We start from the raw sequence: 17,700 nt of genomic DNA, 5'->3' as shown, positions 1-17,700 counted from the left end.
ACGTTCCGGCCCAATGTGCACGGAATTCCGTGCACACTCGCCGCTTTCGTAGGTACTCCGGACGGCGCGGCCTGCAGTCGGAAGGAGCCGTCCTCGGGAGCACAAATCGCTTCATGTGCACGAAACGGCCCGATCCCTACGAAATTACGTAGGAACCGAGCCGGAACGTAGGAGAGGTCAGCGGGCCTTGAGGCTGTCGACCAGATCGGAGCCGAGGGTCGCCGGCGTGATCTCCGCGGTGATGTCGGCGCGGCTGAGCAGCTCCTCCATCTTGCGGCGGCGGGGCTTCGCGATGAGTGTCACGACGATGCCCTGCTTGCCGGCGCGGCCGGTGCGGCCGGCGCGGTGGAGGTACGTCTTGTACTCCTCGGGAGCGTCGGCCTGGATGACCAGGCCGATGTCGTCGACGTGGATGCCGCGTGCGGCGACGTCGGTGGCGACGAGGACGTTGACCTTGCCGCTGGTGAGGCGCTCGAGGCTGCGCGTGCGCCGAGCCTGGTTGAGGTCGCCGTGCAGGCTGGTGGCCGGGATGCCGCGGTCCTCGAGCTCTTCGGAGAGCTGCTCGGCGAACGCGCGGGTGCGGGCGAAGACCAGGGTCTTGCCGGCGCCGGATGCGAGCTCGGCGACCATCTCGATCTTGTCGCGCTGCTCGATCAGCAGCACGCGGTGGTCGATGGTGGAGGACGCCTGGTCCTCGCCCGCGACCTCGTGCACGGCCGGATCGACGAGGAACTCGTCCACCAGCTTGGCGACGCCCGAGTCGAGGGTGGCCGAGAAGAGCAGACGCTGGCCGCCGTCGGCGGTGTGCCGGAGGATGCGCTGGACCGGCTCGAGGAAGCCGAGGTCGCACATGTGGTCGGCCTCGTCGAGGACGACGATGCTGACCTCCGAGAGGTCGAGGGCGCCCTGCTGGACGAGATCCTCGATGCGTCCGGGGGTGCCGATCACGATGTCGACGCCGCGGCGCAGGGCTCCGACCTGGCGTGCCTGCGGCACACCGCCGTAGACCTGGGTCGTGAACAGGCCGACGCTGCGGGCGATGGGCTGGACCGTGCCGTCGATCTGGAGCGCGAGCTCGCGGGTCGGCGCCAGGATGAGCGCACGCGGCGCACGCCCCAGGGCGCGCTTGGTGCCGCCGTTGTTCTCCATCAGGCGCTCGACGAGGGGCGCACCGAAGGCGATGGTCTTGCCGGATCCGGTGCGTCCGCGGCCCAAGACGTCGCGTCCCTTGAGCACCTCGGGGATCGTGGCGGCCTGGATCGGGAACGGGCTCGATGCTCCGAGGTCGGCGAGCATGCGGACGATGTTCGAGCCGAGGCCGAGGTCGCCGAAGGTCACGCCCTCGACCTCCTCGGCGGTGGTCGCCTGCGCCTCGAGGCGCTCGAGCACGACGTCATCGACATCGCTCATGTTGCGGTCGGGGCGGCCGGAGGCGGCATTGTGCTCGGAGCGCGACGGACCGTAGAAGTCGGAGGTGCGCTCGCTGCGCTCCGGACGCTCGAAGCGGCTGGGGCGATCCTCACGATCGTTCGAACGGGCCGGACGATCGCTGTGGTCGAAGCTGCGCGCGGGGCGGTCGCTGCGGTCGAACGAACGGGTGGGCCGGTCGTCGGAGCGACGCTCCGGTCGGTCGGTGCGCTCGAAGCTCCGGGCAGGACGCTCAGTGCGCTCGGTGCGGTCGAACGAGCGGGCCGGACGCTCGGTGCTGCGGGCCGGACGATCGCTGCGGTCGAACGAACGGGCGGGGCGCTCGTCGCGGTCGAAGCCGCGGGACGGCCGGTCATCGGAGCGTGCCGGGCGGGCATCGCGGTCGAAGCTGCGTGCGGGACGGTCGGTGCGGTCCGTCCGGTCGAAGCGGTTGGACCGCTCGGGACGCTCGTAGGAGCGGGCGGCGCGGTCATCCGAACGGGGCTCGCTGTTGCTGCGGTAGCCGCCGGTGCGCTCGACATCGCTGCGCGCGGAGTACGCACGTCCTTGCGGTCGGTCGCTCGGCGAGCGGTCGGTCTGCGGGCGTGCGTCGCGGTCGGGACGCTGGAAGCGGTTGCTCGGCTCCTCGCGGCGGGGCGCGCGGTCGTCGCGGTCGAACGAGCGAGTCGGGCGGTCGCCGCCACGGTCGTTCCGATCATTCCGGTCGAACGAGCGGGTCGGGCGGTCGCCGCCACGGTCGTTGCGGTCGAAGGAGCGCGCGGGACGATCGTTTCCGCGGTCGCTCCGGTCGAAGGAACGGGCGGGGCGGTCGCCCTGGTAGCCGCCCTGACGGCGGTCGTCCCGCTCGGACGGGCGCCTGTCGCCGCCTCGCTCGGAGGATCGATCGTTCGATCGGCTGTCGCCGTCGCGGGAGAAGCGGTTCGAGCCTCCGGACGCGGGGGCGCCGGCACGGGTGCCGAAGCGCGGTGCGCTGCCGTTGCGGTGCGGGCGGTTCTCGACGGGTGTCCAGTCGGGACGACGCTCGCCGCCGCGCTCACCGCGGTCCGCGTCGTTGCCGCGCGGGGCCGCGCTCTGGCGGCGGTCGGCGCTCCAGCGGTTCTTGGAAGGCGCCTCGTCGGGACGGTGCCCGCGGTGGCCGGCGCTCTTGCTGCCGGGCTTGCGTCCGCCGCTGGAGGCGCGCGAGGAGGAGGGAGGGAAGGGCATGGTGATGAGACTCCGAATTCGGGAGAGATTGCCGCACGCAGATATTCGATGCTGTGCGGAGGCTGCTTTTTCGCAGCGTTGCCCCGGGCAGTCTTTGACCGGGCCGGTCGTTGAGATGGATTTCCAGCGAGTCCGCTGGCAGAACCGGCCCTGCGTGACACACGTTGTCCACCGGCCTCGACCGGCGGTCTCGTCACGAGCCGACCCTCAAGGCTAGCTCAGTCAGGGCTTTTCCACCAGGGGCCCGATCCTGTGGCGGCCGGTGCGAAGGCGAACTGCCCAGTTCTGCTGCCTGCAGGTGCTCCCGAGCGGCAGAACTGGGCAGTTCGGTGAGATCCGGAGGCGGGTCAGCGTGCGGCGCGACGCAGCCGGCGGCGCTCGCGGGAGCCCTCGACCAGCAGGTAGAGCACCGGCAGCACGATCAGGGTCAGCACGGTGGACGACAGCAGGCCGCCGATCACCACCAGGGCGAGTGGCTGCGAGATGAATCCCCCGCCCCCCGTGATCCCGATCGCCATCGGCAGCAGCGCGAAGATCGTGGCCAGCGCCGTCATCAGGATGGGGCGGAGGCGCTGGGTGGCTCCGCGTCTGACGGCGTCGGGCACGGAGAAGCCTCTGACTCGGTACTGGTTCACGAGATCGACGAGCACGATCGCGTTCGTCACGACGATGCCCACCAGCATGAGCACGCCGATCAGCGACGGCACGCCGAGCGGGATTCCGGTGACGACCTGCAGCAGGATGGCGCCGGTCGCAGCGAACGGAACCGAGATGAGCAGCAGCAGCGGCTGGAGCAGACTCCGGAACGTCGCCACCATCACCGTGTAGACGATGAGGATCGCGGCAAGCAGCGCGAGTCCGAGCTGCGAGAACGCCTCCGACTGGTCGGCCGTGACGCCGCCCAGGGAGGCGGACGCACCCGCCGGCAGGTCGAGGTCGTCGATGGCGTTCTGCACCGCCGAGTTCGCCGTGCCGAGGTTGTCGCTGGCCGGGGTGACCGAGATCGTCGCGCTGCGCTGGTTGTCCGAGGTGGTGATGCTGGCAGGGCCGTCGACGTCGGCGACGCTCGCGAGCGAGTCGAGACGCACCGCGCCCGTCGGCGTCGGGATGGAGAGCGCGGCGAGCTCGTCCCGGCTGAGCGGGCTCGACGCCGCCTGCAGGTAGATGGAGTACTGGCGATCGTCGATCGTGATCTGCCCGATCGTCGAGGGGCGCATCGCCTGCGACACCACGGTCGCCAGCGCGACCTCCGAGTAGCCGGCAGCCGCGGCCGCCGGGCGGTCGACGCCGACCTGGATGTAGGGCTGGGAGGGCGACAGGTTGCTGCTCGCCTCGGCGACCGCATCGAGATCGGACACCGCGGTCAGCACGTCAGCGGCCGCCGAGTCGAGGTCGCTCTGCGACCCCGCGGTGACATCGATCTCGATCGTGCTCGATCCGCCGAAGCCGGCAGAGGCCTGCACGGAGAAGTCGCCCGCGTCGTCGAGGTCGTCGACCGCGGTGCGGACGTCCGCCTGCAGGGCGTCCTGATCGATGCCCTCATCAGAGGTGATCGAGTAGGTGGCCTGCGTGGCGCCGCCGCCGAGGAAGGCATCTCGCAGTGCGCTTCCGCTCGTGCCGATCGACACCTGGACGGTCTCGATCCCGTCGAGATCCTGCAGTGCGGTCTCCACACGCTGTGCAGCGGCGTCCTGCACGTCGAGGCTGGTCCCCGCCTCGAAGGTCTCGGTGACGGTCAGGGTGTTCTGGCCGCTCGACCCTAGGAAGTTCGTCTTCATCAATGGGATGAGCGCTGCTGTGCCGCCGAGCACGAGGACGGCGACGAGGATGGTGATCCCCGGACGCAGCAGCGTGGCCTCGAGGATGGGCCGGTAGCCGCGCTGGAGCCGCCCGCCGCTCTGATCTCCGACGGCCTCGGGCTCGGGGAGCTCGGTCTCCGCCCGTCGTCGCCCGCGTCCGGCGATCAGCGGACGCTCGCGGAGCAGCGCCTGGCCGACGGCGACGCGCGCGGTCCGCCGCTCGCGGACGAGTGCCTGGCCGATGGCCACCCGTGGCGAGCGGTGCGCGTCGTCCTCGATCTCGGCCGCGGTTGCGGCCTCCTCCTTCTCGCGTCCGGTCTTCAGCAGCCAGTAGGCGAGCACCGGCACGATCGTAAGCGACACGAGCAGCGAGGCGGTCAGCGCGATCGTGACGGTGAGGGCGAACGGTCGGAACAGCTCACCCGTCGATCCGCCCACGAAGGAGATCGGCAGGAATACCGCGACGGTGGTGACGGTCGACGCCGTCACAGCTCCGGCGACCTCACGGACCGCCCGCGAGACGACGGCGAGGCGGGCGGTGCCCGCGTCCTCGTCATCAGCGAGGTGCCGCTTGATGTTCTCGATCACGACGATCGAGTCGTCGACGACGCGGCCGATCGCGATCGTGAGCCCGCCGAGGGTGAGCAGATTGAGCGAGTATCCGGCGAACTGCATGCCGACGAACGTGATGAGCACCGATGTCGGGATGGAGATGGCCGTCACGATCGTCGCCCGCACCGAGAGCAGGAACACGAGGATGACCAGCACTGCGAAGGCCAGGCCGAGCAGACCCTCTGTGGCGAGAGACTCGATCGAGCGCTCGATGAACGGTGCCTGGTCGAACACGACCGTGACGGTGGCGTCGCCCAGCTCGTCCTCGACGTCGGGCAGCGCGTCTCGCACCGCGTGCGACACCTCGACGGTGTTGGCCGCCGGGACCTTGGTCACCGCGATGGTGACGGCGGGCTTGCCGTCGACCCGGGAGATGGTCTCCGTGGGGTCGTCGGCGATAGCGACGGTGGCGACCTCGCCGATGGTCGGAGCAGCCCCGCCTGCGGCGGCGCCAGCTCCCCCGGAGGAGACCAGCGGCAGGGCGGCGATGTCGTCGACCGATCCGAGCCGCGTGCCGGCCTGGACCGAGAAGGTCTTGCCGTCCTCTGTGATGCTCCCTGCCGGGATCAGGCTGCCGTTGGCGGCGAGCGCCTGCGAGATGGCCGCTGTGCTGAGGCCGCGCGCCGTCAGCTCATCGGCGTTCGGCGTGATGGTGACGCGCTCGCCCGGCGAACCGGTCAGGCTCGCGGCCCGCACGCCGTCGAGGTCTTCGAGCTCGGGCAGGACGTTAGTCCGAAGGTCGGACACCAGCTGGTCCTGGTCGCCGTCGGTCGAGACCGCGATCTGGATGACGGGGAAGTCGTCGATGCTGCCGCTCAGCACCTGGGGGTCGAGACCATCGGGAAGCGTCGACTTGATCCGATTGATCGCCTGGGTCACCTTGCCTTCGACCGAGGCGAGGTCGACGCCGTAGGTGAAGGTGGCCGACACGACGGAGCGGTTCGGACTAGAGGTGGCGGACGTGCCTTCCAGGTCGGCGACGCCTTGGATGGCCTGCTCGATCGGAACGCTGACGCTGTCATTGACGACCTCAGGCGACGCGCCCTGGTACTCCGTGACGATCGCGATCTGCGGGAACTGGATCGAGGGGATCAGCTCTTGCTTGAGCGAGCTGAGCGCGAGACCGCCGAAGACGGCCGCGACGATGGTCACGAGGGCGATGAGCGCCCGGTTCTTGAGGCTTGCGACCGCCAGGAGATGCACGCAGTGCAGTATTCCCTAGTCGATCCCGGTCCAGCTGATCGCACGGATCAGGGGACCGCCCCCGGAATCCGACGGGAAGCCCGCCGAAACGCCCCCACTCGCCAGTGATCCCCTGATCCGTGACGCGTCCCCTGATCCGTGAAAGACGGCGGACGGATCAGACGAGCTCGGTGAGCAGCGGCTCCGGGGCTCGTCCCGGCGCCGCATCGAGCGAGTGCCACGCGGCGACCAGCCCGTCGACCGCGCGCTCGAGGGTGTCCGTGTCCGCGGTGAACGGCACACGGATGAAGCGCTCGAAGGCGCCGTCGAGGCCGAATCGGGGGCCCGCGGGAATCGCGACCCCATGCCGTCGGGCTGCCATCGAGAGCTGCGAGCTGACCGGCTTGCCGAGCCCGACCCAGAACGACAGTCCGCCCTCCACCCGCGGCACGTGCCAATCGGGCAGCCGCTCGGCGATCAGACCGGCGAGCGCGTCGCGGCTGGAACGGAGCCGGCGCGAGCGCTCGGCGAGGACGGCAGGCATGTCTCCGAGCATCTCCGCGGCGATCAACTGCTCGATGACGGGAGTCCCGAGATCCACGACCGCTCGCTCGGACAGGATGCGCCGCACCAGCGCGGGGTCCGCACGGATCCAGCCGATACGGAGGCCGCCCCAGACCGACTTGGACAGCGATCCGATGGTGATCACCGAATCGGGCCGGCCGGCCAGGGTGGCGAGCGGCATGCCGACCTCGCCGTCGATCCTGAGCTCCGCCATGGTCTCGTCGATGAGCAGGGTGGTGCCGTAGTCCTCGGCGAGCGCGACGATGCGGGCGCGCTGGTCGGCCGGCATCGTCCTGCCGGTCGGATTGTGCAGATCGGGCAGCAGGTAGGCGAGCACTGGCGATGAGCGCTGCACGGTGCCGATGAATCCGGCCTCGTCCCAGCCGTCGTCGGTGGTGACCCCGACCGGCAGCACCCGGGCTCCGGCCAGTCGCAGCGCCTCGAATGCGTGCGGATAGCTCGGGGACTCGGCGACGGCACGGTCTCCACGGCTGAGCAGGGCACGAGCCACCAGGGCGATCGCCGACTGGGCGCCCGTCGTCACGAGGATCTGGTCCGCGGTCGTCGGCAGGCCGCGTTCCCGGTATCGGGCGGCGATCGCCTCGCGGAGCACGGGCAGCCCGATCGGCTCGTAGCCGGAGTCGCCGAGGTGGCGCGGCAGAGCCTCGAGGGCGCGGCTCGTCGCAGCCATCAGCCCGGGAGAGGCGGGCATGGACGCGCGACTCAGGTCGATGAGACCCTCGATCTCCTGCATCGCCGCCGACGCGCGACCCGGAATGCGCGTGACGCTGCCCGATCCGCGCCTGCTCTCGAGATACCCGTCGGCGCGCATGGCGGCGTACGCGGCGGCCACGGTGGTGCGGCTGATGCCGAGGCGTGCGGACAGCTCCCGCTCGGCGGGCAGCCGGGTCCCTGCGGGCATCCGCCCGTCGATGGCCAGCAGACGGAGACGATCCGAGAGTGCGCGATAGGAGGGAGCGGACGCGCCGTCCCAGTCCGAGAGGAGCTCGATCAGCTGTCCTGTGCCGATGCCGGGGACGCTCATCAGTCCACTGTAGGAGGATTGGCCTCTTTCGAGAAGTCCAATTTCGCGCTCTACTGGCTCATGTGTGGAGCAATGACAAGCGCGCGTCCCGCTATGGACGCCTTCTGGTGGGCCTCGCCCTCTACGGGTTCGCGGACGCGCTCATGGTGCAGGCAGCGCTCGGCATCGGGCCCTGGGATGTGCTGGCCCAGGGGGTCTCCCTGCGCTCCGGTCTGCTCTTCGGGCTGGTCACGAACATCATCGGGCTGCTCGTCCTGCTGATCTGGATCCCGCTGCGTCAGCGGCCCGGCATCGGCACCCTCCTCAACGTGCTGCTGGTCGGCACGTTCCAGCAGCTCACGATCTGGCTGGTCCCCACGCCCGATGGATTGCTCGCCCGCATCCTGCTGTTCGCCGCAGGGCTGCTCCTGCTCGCCATCGCCACCGGCATCTATGTCGGCGCAGCCCTGGGCGCCGGGCCTCGCGACGGGCTGATGACCGGTCTGCATTCGCGGCTCGGCTGGCCGATCTGGGTGGGCCGGACGGTCGTGGAGCTCGTCGTCCTCGCCGCGGGGTGGCTGCTGGGCGGCAACGTCGGCCTCGGCACCGTGGCGTTCGCACTGTTGGCCGGCCCGCTCTGCCAGCTGACGATCCCGCTGCTCGCGTCACGCTCGGGGCGCAGGCCGACCCCGACGGTCGAGCCCGCAGCGGCCTGATCGACCGCCGCACTCGAGATCCGGCGCACTCAGCAGCAGGGCGAGACGCGATATAGCTTGACTGATCGTCACTCGCGATATAACGTGACTCGCACAACGCGATATAACGTGAGTGGAGGCCCTCGTGGCTCTGGAGAAATGGCTCGTCTCAGGCGAGAAGGTCATCGATGTCGGTCTCGTCCGCCATCTCAAGGTGGCGATGGTGCGCGGATCGGTCGACATCGTCGGTCACGACGAGCCAGGGGCACGGATCGAGGTGCACTCGGTCAGCGGACGCGAGCTGAAGATCTCGATCGACGGCGACACCCTCGAGATCGATCACCCCCAGCTGCGCTGGGACAACTTCCTCGACGTGTTCACCGCGTTCCGCGGCAGTGCACGGGCGGACGTCAGCATCATGGTGCCGCGCGACGTCGACGTGAAGCTCGGCGTGGTGAGCGCGTCGGCACTCGTCTCCGGACTAACCGGAGACGCCAACCTCAGCACGGTCAACGGCGATGTCGTCGTCGACGGCCACACCGGGCCGGTCCAGCTCAACTCGGTGAGCGGTGAGCTGTCGATCCGCGGACTGGCGGGCACCCTCACCGCGCACACCGTGAACGGCGACCTCACGGCGGCCGGCGCCATCCGTCGGCTGAGCAGCGACGGTGTGAGCGGCAGCGTCTTCATCGACGCGTCGGGCGCCCCCGACGAGATGAACATCAACACCGTCAACGGCAACGTCACCGTGCGGGTCGAGCCCGAGGTGGCCTCGCACTACCGGATCAACACGGCCACCGGCGAGCTCGTGGTCGACGGATCCCGCATCACGGGCGTCCGTGGGTCCTACAGCGGCAGCTTCGGGGCGCTCGACGGCGCGTGGCTCGACTTCAAGGCCAACACGGTGTCCGGCAACGTCTCCGTCATCCACGCGGTGCACGCATGAGCCCCGCCGTATTCGCGCACGGCGACCTCCGTCTCTACCTGCTGCACCTGCTCGCCGAGCAGCCGCGGCACGGCTACGAGCTGATCCAGGCGCTCAGCGACCGGTTCGGCGGCACCTACGTGCCGAGCGCCGGCACCATCTATCCCCGCCTTTCGAAGCTCGAGGAAGAAGGGCTCGTGGAGCGCCGCTCGGACGGCAGGAAGACCATCTACTCGATCACCGACCTCGGACGCGCCGAGGTCGAGGCCCGTCGACCCGAGGTCGAGGTCATCGAGAACGGCGTGGACGACTCCGTGCGGCGACTGGCCGCAGAGGTGCGCAGCTCGGTCGACCATGCGATGAAGTCGCTCCGCGCCGATCTGGCGGCGGCGGCCCGCTCCGCGCGCGATGAGGGTCCGACGACGTCGGCGTCGTTCGCCGACAACCCGCGAGCCGACAGCCGGATGCAGCTTCAGCTGGCGGAGGCCGCGCTCACCGAGTTCCGCAACGAGCTGCGGGCCGATCTGCGCATCCGCATGGGCGACGGGCGGCTCGAGGCAGCCACCGTGGCTCTGCTGAAGAGCGAGCTCGCCCGGGTCCGCCAGGCGGTCGCGGAGAGCATGCGCTCCTGATCCGGATGCCGATCCGTCCGCGCCCCCGCATGGGGAGCACGGACGGATCGCAGCCGGACAGCCGATACATCGTCGGCGCATCGCGGAGCGGCGCGCCCAAACCGATTTGATCCGCGTCGCCTCGCGGTTCTCCCATCCAGGGAGATCCCCGGCAACTGGGGGTGAACGCGCTATTTGACAGTGATCGGCGCGAGAGTAGTGTCTCCCCTCGTGACTCAGACCCCCGAGGTCGACCAGCCCGACGGCACCAGCACCATCAAGCGCTGGCTGATCGGCGAGAAGCTCTCGAGCGACAAGCTCGAGGGACAGCTCCTTCCGAAGAGCCTGGCGCTCCCGATCTTCGCGAGCGACCCCCTCTCCTCCGTGGCGTACGCACCGCAGGAGCTGCTGATGATCCTGCTGCTCGGCGGGCTCGCCTTCCTCAGCTTCGCGCCGTGGGTGGCAGCGGCCGTCGTGCTCCTGCTCCTCGTCGTGGTCGCCTCGTACCGCCAGCTCATCAAGGCGTATCCGTCAGGCGGCGGCGACTACGAGGTCGCCAGCAAGAACCTCGGCGAGAAGGCCGGGCTGATCGTCGGCTCAGCTCTGCTGGTCGACTACGTCATGACCGTCGCCGTCTCGGTCGCGAGCGGGGTGGACAACATCATCTCCGCCGTTCCCGAGCTCGCAGGGCTCCGCATCGAGCTCGCCGTGTTCTTCGTGGTGCTGCTGGCAGCCGTGAACCTGCGCGGGGTCGCGGAGTCGAGCAAGGCCTTCGCCATCCCGACGTACCTCTTCATCACCAGCGTCTTCGTGATGATCGTCATCGGCCTCGTGCGCACCTCGCTCGGCGATCCGCCGGTGGCCGAATCCGCGGCCTTCGAGGTCAAGGGCGAGCAGCTCAGCCAGGCGGCCTTCATCCTGCTGCTGCTGCGCGCCTTCTCCAGCGGCTGCTCCGCGCTGACCGGCGTGGAGGCGATCTCGAACGGCGTGCCCGCCTTCCGCCGACCGAAGATCCAGAACGCTCAGCGCACCCTGGTGTTGATGGGCGGCATCGCCATCGTGCTCTTCGCCGGACTCACCACGCTGGCCCTGATCGCCAACGTGCACTACGCCGAGAACGCCTGCAATCTGGTCGGCTTCGACGACTGCCAGAACCAGCCGCAGCGCAGCCTCATCGCTCAGATCGCCTCATCGGTCTTCGGCGCCGGCTCCATCCCGTTCTTCATCCTCCAGGCGGCGACGGCGGCCGTGCTGCTGCTGGCGGCCAACACCGCGTTCAACGGCTTCCCGCTGCTCGGCTCGGTGCTCGCCCGCGACGGGTACGCCCCGAAGGCCCTCAACACCCGCGGCGACCGCCTCATCTTCTCGAACGGTGTGCTCATCCTCGGCGCCTGCGCCGTCGTGATCCTGGTCGTCTATCGAGCCAGCGTCACCAACCTGATCCAGCTCTACATCATCGGCGTCTTCGTCTCATTCACCCTCGGCCAGACCGGCATGGTGCGGCACTGGCTGCGCGAGCTGAAGAAGCCGAAGGCGCAGACCGGCAGGATCTGGCGCTCGCTGAGCATCAACGCCCTCGGCGCCTCGTTCACCGCGATCGTGCTCATCGTGGTGACCATCACCAAGTTCACCCACGGCGCGTGGCTCGTCTTCCTGATCATGCCGATCCTGTTCACGCTGATGCTCGGCGTGAACAGGTACTACCGGGACGTCGAGAAGGAGGTCGAGGTCGATCCGCACACGACCTTCGGCTCCCGCGGCGACCACGCGGTCGTCCTGATCGGCAAGATGCAGAAGCCGGCGCTCAAGGCGCTCGACTACGCCATCGCCGCGCGGCACGACAGCCTCGAGGCCGTGCACATCTCCATCGACGACGAGGCGACCGACAAGCTCGAGCGCGCGTGGCGCGAGATGAACATCCGCGTGCCGCTCTGCGTTCTGCGCTCCCCGTACCGCGAGATCGGCTATCCGCTCGTGAAGTACATCAAGAAGCATCAGGAGGCGAACGGCGGCGAGGTCGTCACCGTCTACCTGCCGATCTACATCGTCGGCCACTGGTGGGAGTCGCTGCTGCACAACCACAAGGCGTGGCGCATCCGCCAGAAGCTGCTCATGCAGCACGGGGTCACCGTCGCCCTTGTGCCGTGGCTGCTCGACTCGTCCGACGTCGTCTACGGGCGGCGCTCACGTCCCATCCCCGGTCAGGAGCGGCGCGGCGAGCCCGTGCGGCCGATGCCGCGCAAGCCGCTCAAGCCGGCCAACGACGAGGCGGTCGCCAGCGCGGGCGCTCGCGCGAACGCCGCCCGCCCGAAGGACCCCGACGTCGAGCGCGCGAAGACCAGCAAGGTGAAGGCCAAGAGCCACCGCTGACTCGGCGCATCCCGACATCCGCAGGGATGTGGGCAGCGGGCGGATCAGTCGTCGAAGAAGCGGGCGAGGATCGACACGTCGTCCTCCGCGCCGCCACCGGCCATCACGGCCTGTGTGACGGCCTGAGGCACCGGGATGCCCTCCGTGACCGCAACGAAGCTGCGGCGCGCGAGAGTGGGCTGCGTCGTTGGAGCTGCGCGGTCGCCAAGTGTGGAGAACACCTGGCGGGCGATGATCCGGCCGGAGCGATTGGCGCCGATCGTGCTCGCCGTCGGTCCATAGCCCGCGAAGAATATGCGCGGATCGCGTTCGGCGGCCCCGGTCGAGACGATGACCCCGCCCTCCTTCTCGTGGAGCCGGAGGGGGCTGAGGTGGCGGATGTCGGGGCGGAAGCCGGTGGCCCAGACGATCGCGTCGATCGGCTGGCTCGTGCCGTCAGGCCAGACGACGGCGTCGGGCTCGAGTCGCGAGAACATCGGACGAGCGACGAGCACTCCTCGGTGAACTCCCGAGGCGACGCGGCGGGTCAGGGGAACCCCGGTGCCGCTGACGATCGACGGCAGCGCGTGACCCTGACGAGACGCCGCGTCCTGCTGCGCGACGGCATTGACGGCGTCCTCGAGATCGAGCGAGCCGTGGTCGAGGAAGTCGACGGGCCGACGCGTCGCCCACACGGTGTGCGCGGCCACGCCTTCCAGCTCGAGCAGGAAGCCGATGGCGGAGGTGCCTCCTCCGACCACGAGCACCCGCTTGCCGCGGAAGTCCTCTGCGCTGCGGTAGGTGGAGGTATGGACCTGGAGGCCGGAGAACTCGCGGACGCCCGGGTAGTACGGAACGAAGGGCGCGCCCCATGTTCCCGTGGCGTTCACCACGGCGTGGGTGGCGATCTCGGCGCTCTGCGTGCGGACCATGAGATCGGAGTCGCGATCGAAGACCGCGTTGACGTGCTCGGGGCGGCGCACGCGGAGGTCGTAGAACTCCTCGTACTCCTCGTAGTAGCTGCGCACGACGTCGCGGGCGGGAAGGCTGCGGTCGGCGGTCTCGAAGCTGATCCCGACGGATTTCATTCCTGGGAGATCGTGGACACGGTGTGCCGAGCCGAGTCGGAGCGACTCCCAGCGGCTCTGCCACGCTCCGCCGGTGCTCGGACCGCGATCGAGGATCGCGAAGTCGGTGCCCGCCCGAAGGCCCAGTCTCTGCAGGTAATAGGCCACGGAGAGTCCGGCCTGACCTGCACCGATGATGACGACCGACGCTGAATCCTGACGCATTGGCCTCCCCCTCCCGCCATGAGCCTACGTCCATGGTGCCCCATCACCCGCGTGCTAAAGTTACGCGGAGATTTAGCAGTCCCTGTTGATACCGCCCGCCCACCCATGGCAGCGGCGAAGAATGGTGAGGGGGTCACGCATATGGGGCGCGGCCGTCAAAAAGCGAAGCACACCAAGGTCGCCCGGGAGCTGAAGTACTTCAGCCCGGACACGAACTATGGCGCACTCGAGCGCGAGCTGACCGGGCATGAGCACGGTGGCGAGGGCGACTACGACCACGAGAAGTGGGCGGAGTACGCCGCCGACGAGAGCGACGAACCCCAGGAGCACTCCGCGACGCGGTAGGGCTGGATCGACGACCTCGACGCGCACCTTCGTCGCCTCTCGACCACCGGGCGCTCGACTCGGTGGCTGAGCCGAGCGCGAAGCGCTCGCGTCGAAGCCCGTCCGGGTCAGCGCGCGTAGGCGCCCACGAGGCGGACGGCTCCGCCGTCGACGCCCTTGGCGCCCTGCTCGAAGCCGGTGAGCTCCCGATCGGCCGTGGACACCGTGCCGACCTGCCAGGCAGCCAGCCCATCGGCGGCGAGCGCCGCGAGAACGGGCGCGGCGGCATCACTCGCGACGACGGCGATCATGCCGATGCCGAGGTTCCAGGTCCCCTCGGTCTCCTCGAGCGCGGTGGACCCCAGCTCCGCAAGCACTCGGAACACCGGGGCAGGAGACCAGCTGGAGCGGTCTACCTCGACCCACGACCCGATCGGCAGCACACGGGCCAGATTGGCGGCGATGCCGCCGCCCGTGACATGGCTGAGCGCGTGCACCGCGTTCGGGATCGATCCGAGCACCGACAGCAGCGGAGTCGTGTAGAGCCGCGTCGGCTCGAGCAGCGCCTCGCCGACGGGGCCGCCGAGCTCGGCGATGCTGTCCTGGTAGCCGATGCCTGCACCGGCCAGGATGTGCCGCACCAGGGAGAAGCCGTTGCTGTGCAGCCCGCTGGAGGCGATCGCCAGCACCGCATCGCCGTCCTGCACGCGCTGCGGGCCGAGCACGGAATCCGCTTCGACGACCCCCACCGCGGCACCCGCGACGTCGTAGTCGTCGGGCCCGAGCAGCCCGGGATGCTCCGCCGTCTCGCCGCCGACGAGCGCCGTGCCCGTCTCGGCGCACGCGCGGGCGATGCCGGCGACGATGTCGGCGATCCGCTGCGGCACCACCCGGCCGCAGGCGATGTAGTCGGTCATGAAGAGCGGACGTGCTCCGACCACGACGATGTCGTCGACCACCATGCCGACGAGGTCCTGGCCGATGGTGTCGTGCTTGTCGAGGGCCTGCGCGATCGCGACCTTGGTGCCGACGCCGTCGGTCGAGGTCGCGAGCAGCGGCGCCCGGAAGTCTTTGAGCGCCGAGACGTCGAAGAGCCCCGCGAAGCCGCCCACTCCGCCGAGCACCTCGGGGCCGTGGGTGCGGGAGACCGCCGACTTCATCAGCTCGACGGCCAGATCGCCGGCCCGTGTGTCGACGCCCGCTTCTGCGTATCTGTCGCTCATGGCCTCTGCGTCGTCCTCACCGGTGTGACCCCGGGCGCATGCATCGCCCCCTGCGCGGCGTGGCAGACTGGGGTGTCAGCCCCCAACTCTATGGTCTGGAGCTCCCTGCCCTCATGTGCGGCATCGTCGGCGTCGTGTCATCCGAGCCGGTCAACCAGCTCGTCTACGACAGCCTCCTCCTCCTTCAGCACCGCGGTCAGGATTCCACCGGAATCGCGACGACCGAGGGCAACCGCCTCTACATGCAGAAGAAGGCCGGTCAGGTCCGCGAGGCCTATCGCACCCGCGACATGCGCGCGCTGCCCGGAAAGATGGGGCTCGGCCACGTCCGGTACGCCACCAAGGGCTCCGCGGCGAATGAGGAGGAGTCGCAGCCGTTCTACGTGAACGCGCCGTACGGCATCGTCCTCGTGCACAACGGCAACCTCACCAACACGCGTGAGCTGACGGACGAGCTCTATCGGATCGACCGCCGGCACCTCAACACGAGCTCCGACACCGAGCTGCTCATCAACATCCTGGCTAATGAGCTGCAGGCGCAGATCGGCCCGGGAGACCTCGATCCCGACCAGCTGTTCACGGCGGTCTCACGGGTGCACGAGCGCGTCGAGGGCTCCTACGCCGCGATCGCGCTCATCGCCGGCCATGGCCTGCTCGCCTTCCGCGATCCATACGGCATCCGCCCCCTCGTGATCGGCCGCCGCCCGCTGGGCTTCGTCGGCTTCGAGTGGATCGTCGCCTCCGAGACGGTGGCGCTCGAGTCGCAGGGCTACGAGATCGTCCGCGACGTCGCCCCCGGCGAGGCCGTCTTCATCACGACGCAGGGCGAGTTCCTCTCCCGCCAGTGCGCGGCCAACCCCTCGCTCGTGCCGTGCTCCTTCGAGTACGTCTACCTCGCCCGACCCGACTCGATCATGAACGGCATCTCGGTCTACGACGCCCGTCTGCGCCTCGGCGACAAGCTGGCCGACACCATCGCGGAGTACACCCCCCGCGGCGACATCGACGTGGTCATGCCGATTCCCGACTCGTCTCGCCCCGCGGCGATGCAGGTCGCCCAGAAGCTGGGCATCGAGTACCGCGAGGGCTTCTACAAGAACCGCTACGTCGGCCGGACGTTCATCATGCCGGGTCAGGCGGAGCGCAAGAAGTCGGTGCGTCAGAAGCTCAACGCCATGGGCAGCGAGTTCCGCGGCAAGAACATCCTCATCGTCGACGACTCGATCGTGCGCGGAACCACGTCGAAGGAGATCGTGCAGATGGCGCGCCAGGCCGGAGCGAACAAGGTGACCTTCACCTCGGCGGCTCCCCCGGTTCGGTTCCCGCACGTCTACGGGATCAACATGCCCTCGCGTCGCGAGCTCGTGGCCTTCGACCGCAAAATCCCCGAGATCGCGCGCGAGCTCGACGCCGACTACCTGATCTACCAGGAGGTCGCCGACATGCAGGCGGCGATCGTGCAGGGCTCCGATGTGACGAATCTGGAGAAGAGCTGCTTCGACGGCCACTACGTGACCGGCACCGTCACCGAGGAGTACCTGCGCTGGGTCGAGGCCAACCAGCTCTCCTGAGCGTCGCCGAGCGATCCGCCGGGCACGTCGAAAACGCACGGGCACGCGAATCCTCACGTGCCCGTGCGTTCTTCACCTGCCGCGGCTCGACGGCTCGGTCATGATCAGGACTCGGACGGCGGGGGAGTGCTGGCGCGCTCGGCGGAGACCTCGCGGCTGCGCCCTTCGAGCACGCGACCAACGATAAGGGCCACGACGGCTCCCAGCGCGACGCCGACGACGGCGCCGATCAGCAGCAGGAAGCCGAAGATCTGACTCGTCGCGAAGGCGGGAGTCGACGGGAAGGCGAACGTCGCGATCAGCGCGAGGATCACGCCGAAGCCGAGCCCGGCGATGAGGAAGCTGCCGAGCTTGGGCGCGCGGCGGACGCGGACGGTGCCCCGCTCGGTCGTCTCGGTCGTCTCGGTCGTCTCGGTGGTGTCGGCCGTCGCCGCCGCCTCGATCTTCGAGACCGGCTCGGGCTCGGCGGATGTCGGATCGGTCATGAGCCCGCTCCCGCGAGATCGCGGATGGGCAGTTCGGCGGACAGGTCCGCACGCGTCCCGGATGCGTGCACGCGCGCGGCCTCCATCGCCTGCGACCAGGCGAGGCGGCCGCTGGCGAGCTCGATCCAGGTGGTCGGATCCATCTCGACGACGTTCGGGGGAGTGCCGCGGGTATGCCTCGGTCCGGGGATGCACTGCACCGCGCCGTACGGCGGAACGCGCACCTCGACGGTGTTGCCCTCGGCGCGCTCGGCCAGCCGCTGCAGCGAGTAGCGCACGGCAGTCGCCATCGTGGTCCGATCCGCGGCCGGCCGGTCGGAGCCGTCGACGCCGCCTGAGTCGACAGAGACAGCGGCGAGCGCCGCCCTGAAGGCCGGGACACCCACCTCGGCGCTGATCCTCGCTCGAGCCAC

At 69.5% G+C, this 17,700-nt stretch carries 13 protein-coding genes; 6 read left to right on the top strand and 7 right to left on the bottom strand.

From position 1 onward, the window contains the following. Positions 1 to 177: 177 nt before the first annotated feature. The 3 genes from E6C64_RS12810 to yczR all read right to left on the bottom strand — a co-directional run bounded on the left by E6C64_RS12810 (position 178) and on the right by yczR (position 7,833). On the bottom strand, positions 178 to 2,631 hold the full coding sequence (locus E6C64_RS12810) for a DEAD/DEAH box helicase (RefSeq protein ID WP_136427890.1): 2,454 nt from the start codon (positions 2,629 to 2,631) through the stop codon (positions 178 to 180). A gap of 347 nt (positions 2,632 to 2,978) precedes the next feature. Continuing rightward, positions 2,979 to 6,245: an efflux RND transporter permease subunit gene (locus E6C64_RS12805; protein ID WP_136427889.1), complete on the bottom strand. Its 3,267-nt coding sequence runs from the start codon at positions 6,243 to 6,245 to the stop codon at positions 2,979 to 2,981. A 157-nt stretch (positions 6,246 to 6,402) separates the two neighbouring features. Further along, positions 6,403 to 7,833 (bottom strand): MocR-like transcription factor YczR, encoded by a 1,431-nt coding sequence (yczR, locus tag E6C64_RS12800; protein WP_136427888.1) that lies wholly within the window; start codon positions 7,831 to 7,833, stop codon positions 6,403 to 6,405. A 62-nt stretch (positions 7,834 to 7,895) separates the two neighbouring features. On the opposite strand from yczR, the gene yczE reads away from it, so the two are divergent. The 4 genes from yczE (at position 7,896) to E6C64_RS12780 (ending at position 12,413) form a co-directional block, all read left to right on the top strand. After that, on the top strand, positions 7,896 to 8,528 hold the full coding sequence (yczE, locus tag E6C64_RS12795) for a membrane protein YczE (protein ID WP_136427887.1): 633 nt from the start codon (positions 7,896 to 7,898) through the stop codon (positions 8,526 to 8,528). A gap of 124 nt (positions 8,529 to 8,652) precedes the next feature. Next, positions 8,653 to 9,453, top strand: a complete 801-nt coding sequence (locus E6C64_RS12790; protein WP_136427886.1) for a DUF4097 family beta strand repeat-containing protein — start codon at positions 8,653 to 8,655, stop codon at positions 9,451 to 9,453. Then, the gene (locus tag E6C64_RS12785) at positions 9,450 to 10,064 is read left to right on the top strand and encodes a PadR family transcriptional regulator (RefSeq protein WP_136427885.1); all 615 of its coding nucleotides are present in this window, start codon (positions 9,450 to 9,452) and stop codon (positions 10,062 to 10,064) included. The genes E6C64_RS12790 and E6C64_RS12785 overlap by 4 nt, the downstream gene beginning before the upstream one ends. A gap of 210 nt (positions 10,065 to 10,274) precedes the next feature. Continuing rightward, a complete protein-coding gene (locus tag E6C64_RS12780; protein WP_233255613.1) occupies positions 10,275 to 12,413 on the top strand; it encodes an APC family permease in 2,139 nt (712 codons plus the stop codon). A gap of 44 nt (positions 12,414 to 12,457) precedes the next feature. On the opposite strand, the gene E6C64_RS12775 is transcribed toward E6C64_RS12780, so the two are convergent. Continuing rightward, a complete protein-coding gene (locus E6C64_RS12775; protein WP_136427884.1) occupies positions 12,458 to 13,684 on the bottom strand; it encodes an NAD(P)-binding domain-containing protein in 1,227 nt (408 codons plus the stop codon). Between the two features lie 141 nt (positions 13,685 to 13,825). Between E6C64_RS12775 and E6C64_RS12770 the strand changes: the two genes are divergently transcribed. Further along, positions 13,826 to 14,029, top strand: a complete 204-nt coding sequence (locus E6C64_RS12770) for a DUF3073 domain-containing protein (RefSeq protein ID WP_136427883.1) — start codon at positions 13,826 to 13,828, stop codon at positions 14,027 to 14,029. A gap of 107 nt (positions 14,030 to 14,136) precedes the next feature. On the opposite strand, the gene purM is transcribed toward E6C64_RS12770, so the two are convergent. After that, positions 14,137 to 15,231: a phosphoribosylformylglycinamidine cyclo-ligase gene (purM, locus tag E6C64_RS12765; protein WP_136427882.1), complete on the bottom strand. Its 1,095-nt coding sequence runs from the start codon at positions 15,229 to 15,231 to the stop codon at positions 14,137 to 14,139. Between the two features lie 113 nt (positions 15,232 to 15,344). On the opposite strand from purM, the gene purF reads away from it, so the two are divergent. Further along, positions 15,345 to 16,802: an amidophosphoribosyltransferase gene (purF, locus tag E6C64_RS12760; protein ID WP_136427881.1), complete on the top strand. Its 1,458-nt coding sequence runs from the start codon at positions 15,345 to 15,347 to the stop codon at positions 16,800 to 16,802. A gap of 104 nt (positions 16,803 to 16,906) precedes the next feature. On the opposite strand, the gene E6C64_RS12755 is transcribed toward purF, so the two are convergent. Together E6C64_RS12755 and E6C64_RS12750 are read right to left on the bottom strand one after the other, a co-directional pair. Continuing rightward, positions 16,907 to 17,287, bottom strand: a complete 381-nt coding sequence (locus tag E6C64_RS12755) for a hypothetical protein (protein WP_136427880.1) — start codon at positions 17,285 to 17,287, stop codon at positions 16,907 to 16,909. Beyond that, on the bottom strand, positions 17,284 to 17,700 hold the full coding sequence (locus E6C64_RS12750) for a sterol carrier family protein (RefSeq protein WP_136427879.1): 417 nt from the start codon (positions 17,698 to 17,700) through the stop codon (positions 17,284 to 17,286). Before E6C64_RS12750 ends, E6C64_RS12755 begins: the two co-directional genes overlap by 4 nt.

The sequence above is a fragment of the Naasia lichenicola genome (genome assembly GCF_004801885.1).
In the GTDB taxonomy this organism is placed as follows: domain Bacteria; phylum Actinomycetota; class Actinomycetes; order Actinomycetales; family Microbacteriaceae; genus Naasia; species Naasia lichenicola.
The sequence above is the reverse complement of the archived record's forward strand: the minus strand, read 5'-3'. Positions and strand labels throughout refer to the sequence as shown.

Coding starts and splice junctions, on each gene's coding strand:
- E6C64_RS12810 (WP_136427890.1), bottom strand. CDS start 2,631: ATGCCCTTCCCTCCCTCCTCCTCGCGCGCCTCCAGCGGCGGACGCAAG.
- yczR (WP_136427888.1), bottom strand. CDS start 7,833: ATGAGCGTCCCCGGCATCGGCACAGGACAGCTGATCGAGCTCCTCTCG.
- E6C64_RS12785 (WP_136427885.1), top strand. CDS start 9,450: ATGAGCCCCGCCGTATTCGCGCACGGCGACCTCCGTCTCTACCTGCTG.
- E6C64_RS12775 (WP_136427884.1), bottom strand. CDS start 13,684: ATGCGTCAGGATTCAGCGTCGGTCGTCATCATCGGTGCAGGTCAGGCC.
- E6C64_RS12770 (WP_136427883.1), top strand. CDS start 13,826: ATGGGGCGCGGCCGTCAAAAAGCGAAGCACACCAAGGTCGCCCGGGAG.
- purM (WP_136427882.1), bottom strand. CDS start 15,231: ATGAGCGACAGATACGCAGAAGCGGGCGTCGACACACGGGCCGGCGAT.
- purF (WP_136427881.1), top strand. CDS start 15,345: ATGTGCGGCATCGTCGGCGTCGTGTCATCCGAGCCGGTCAACCAGCTC.
- E6C64_RS12755 (WP_136427880.1), bottom strand. CDS start 17,287: ATGACCGATCCGACATCCGCCGAGCCCGAGCCGGTCTCGAAGATCGAG.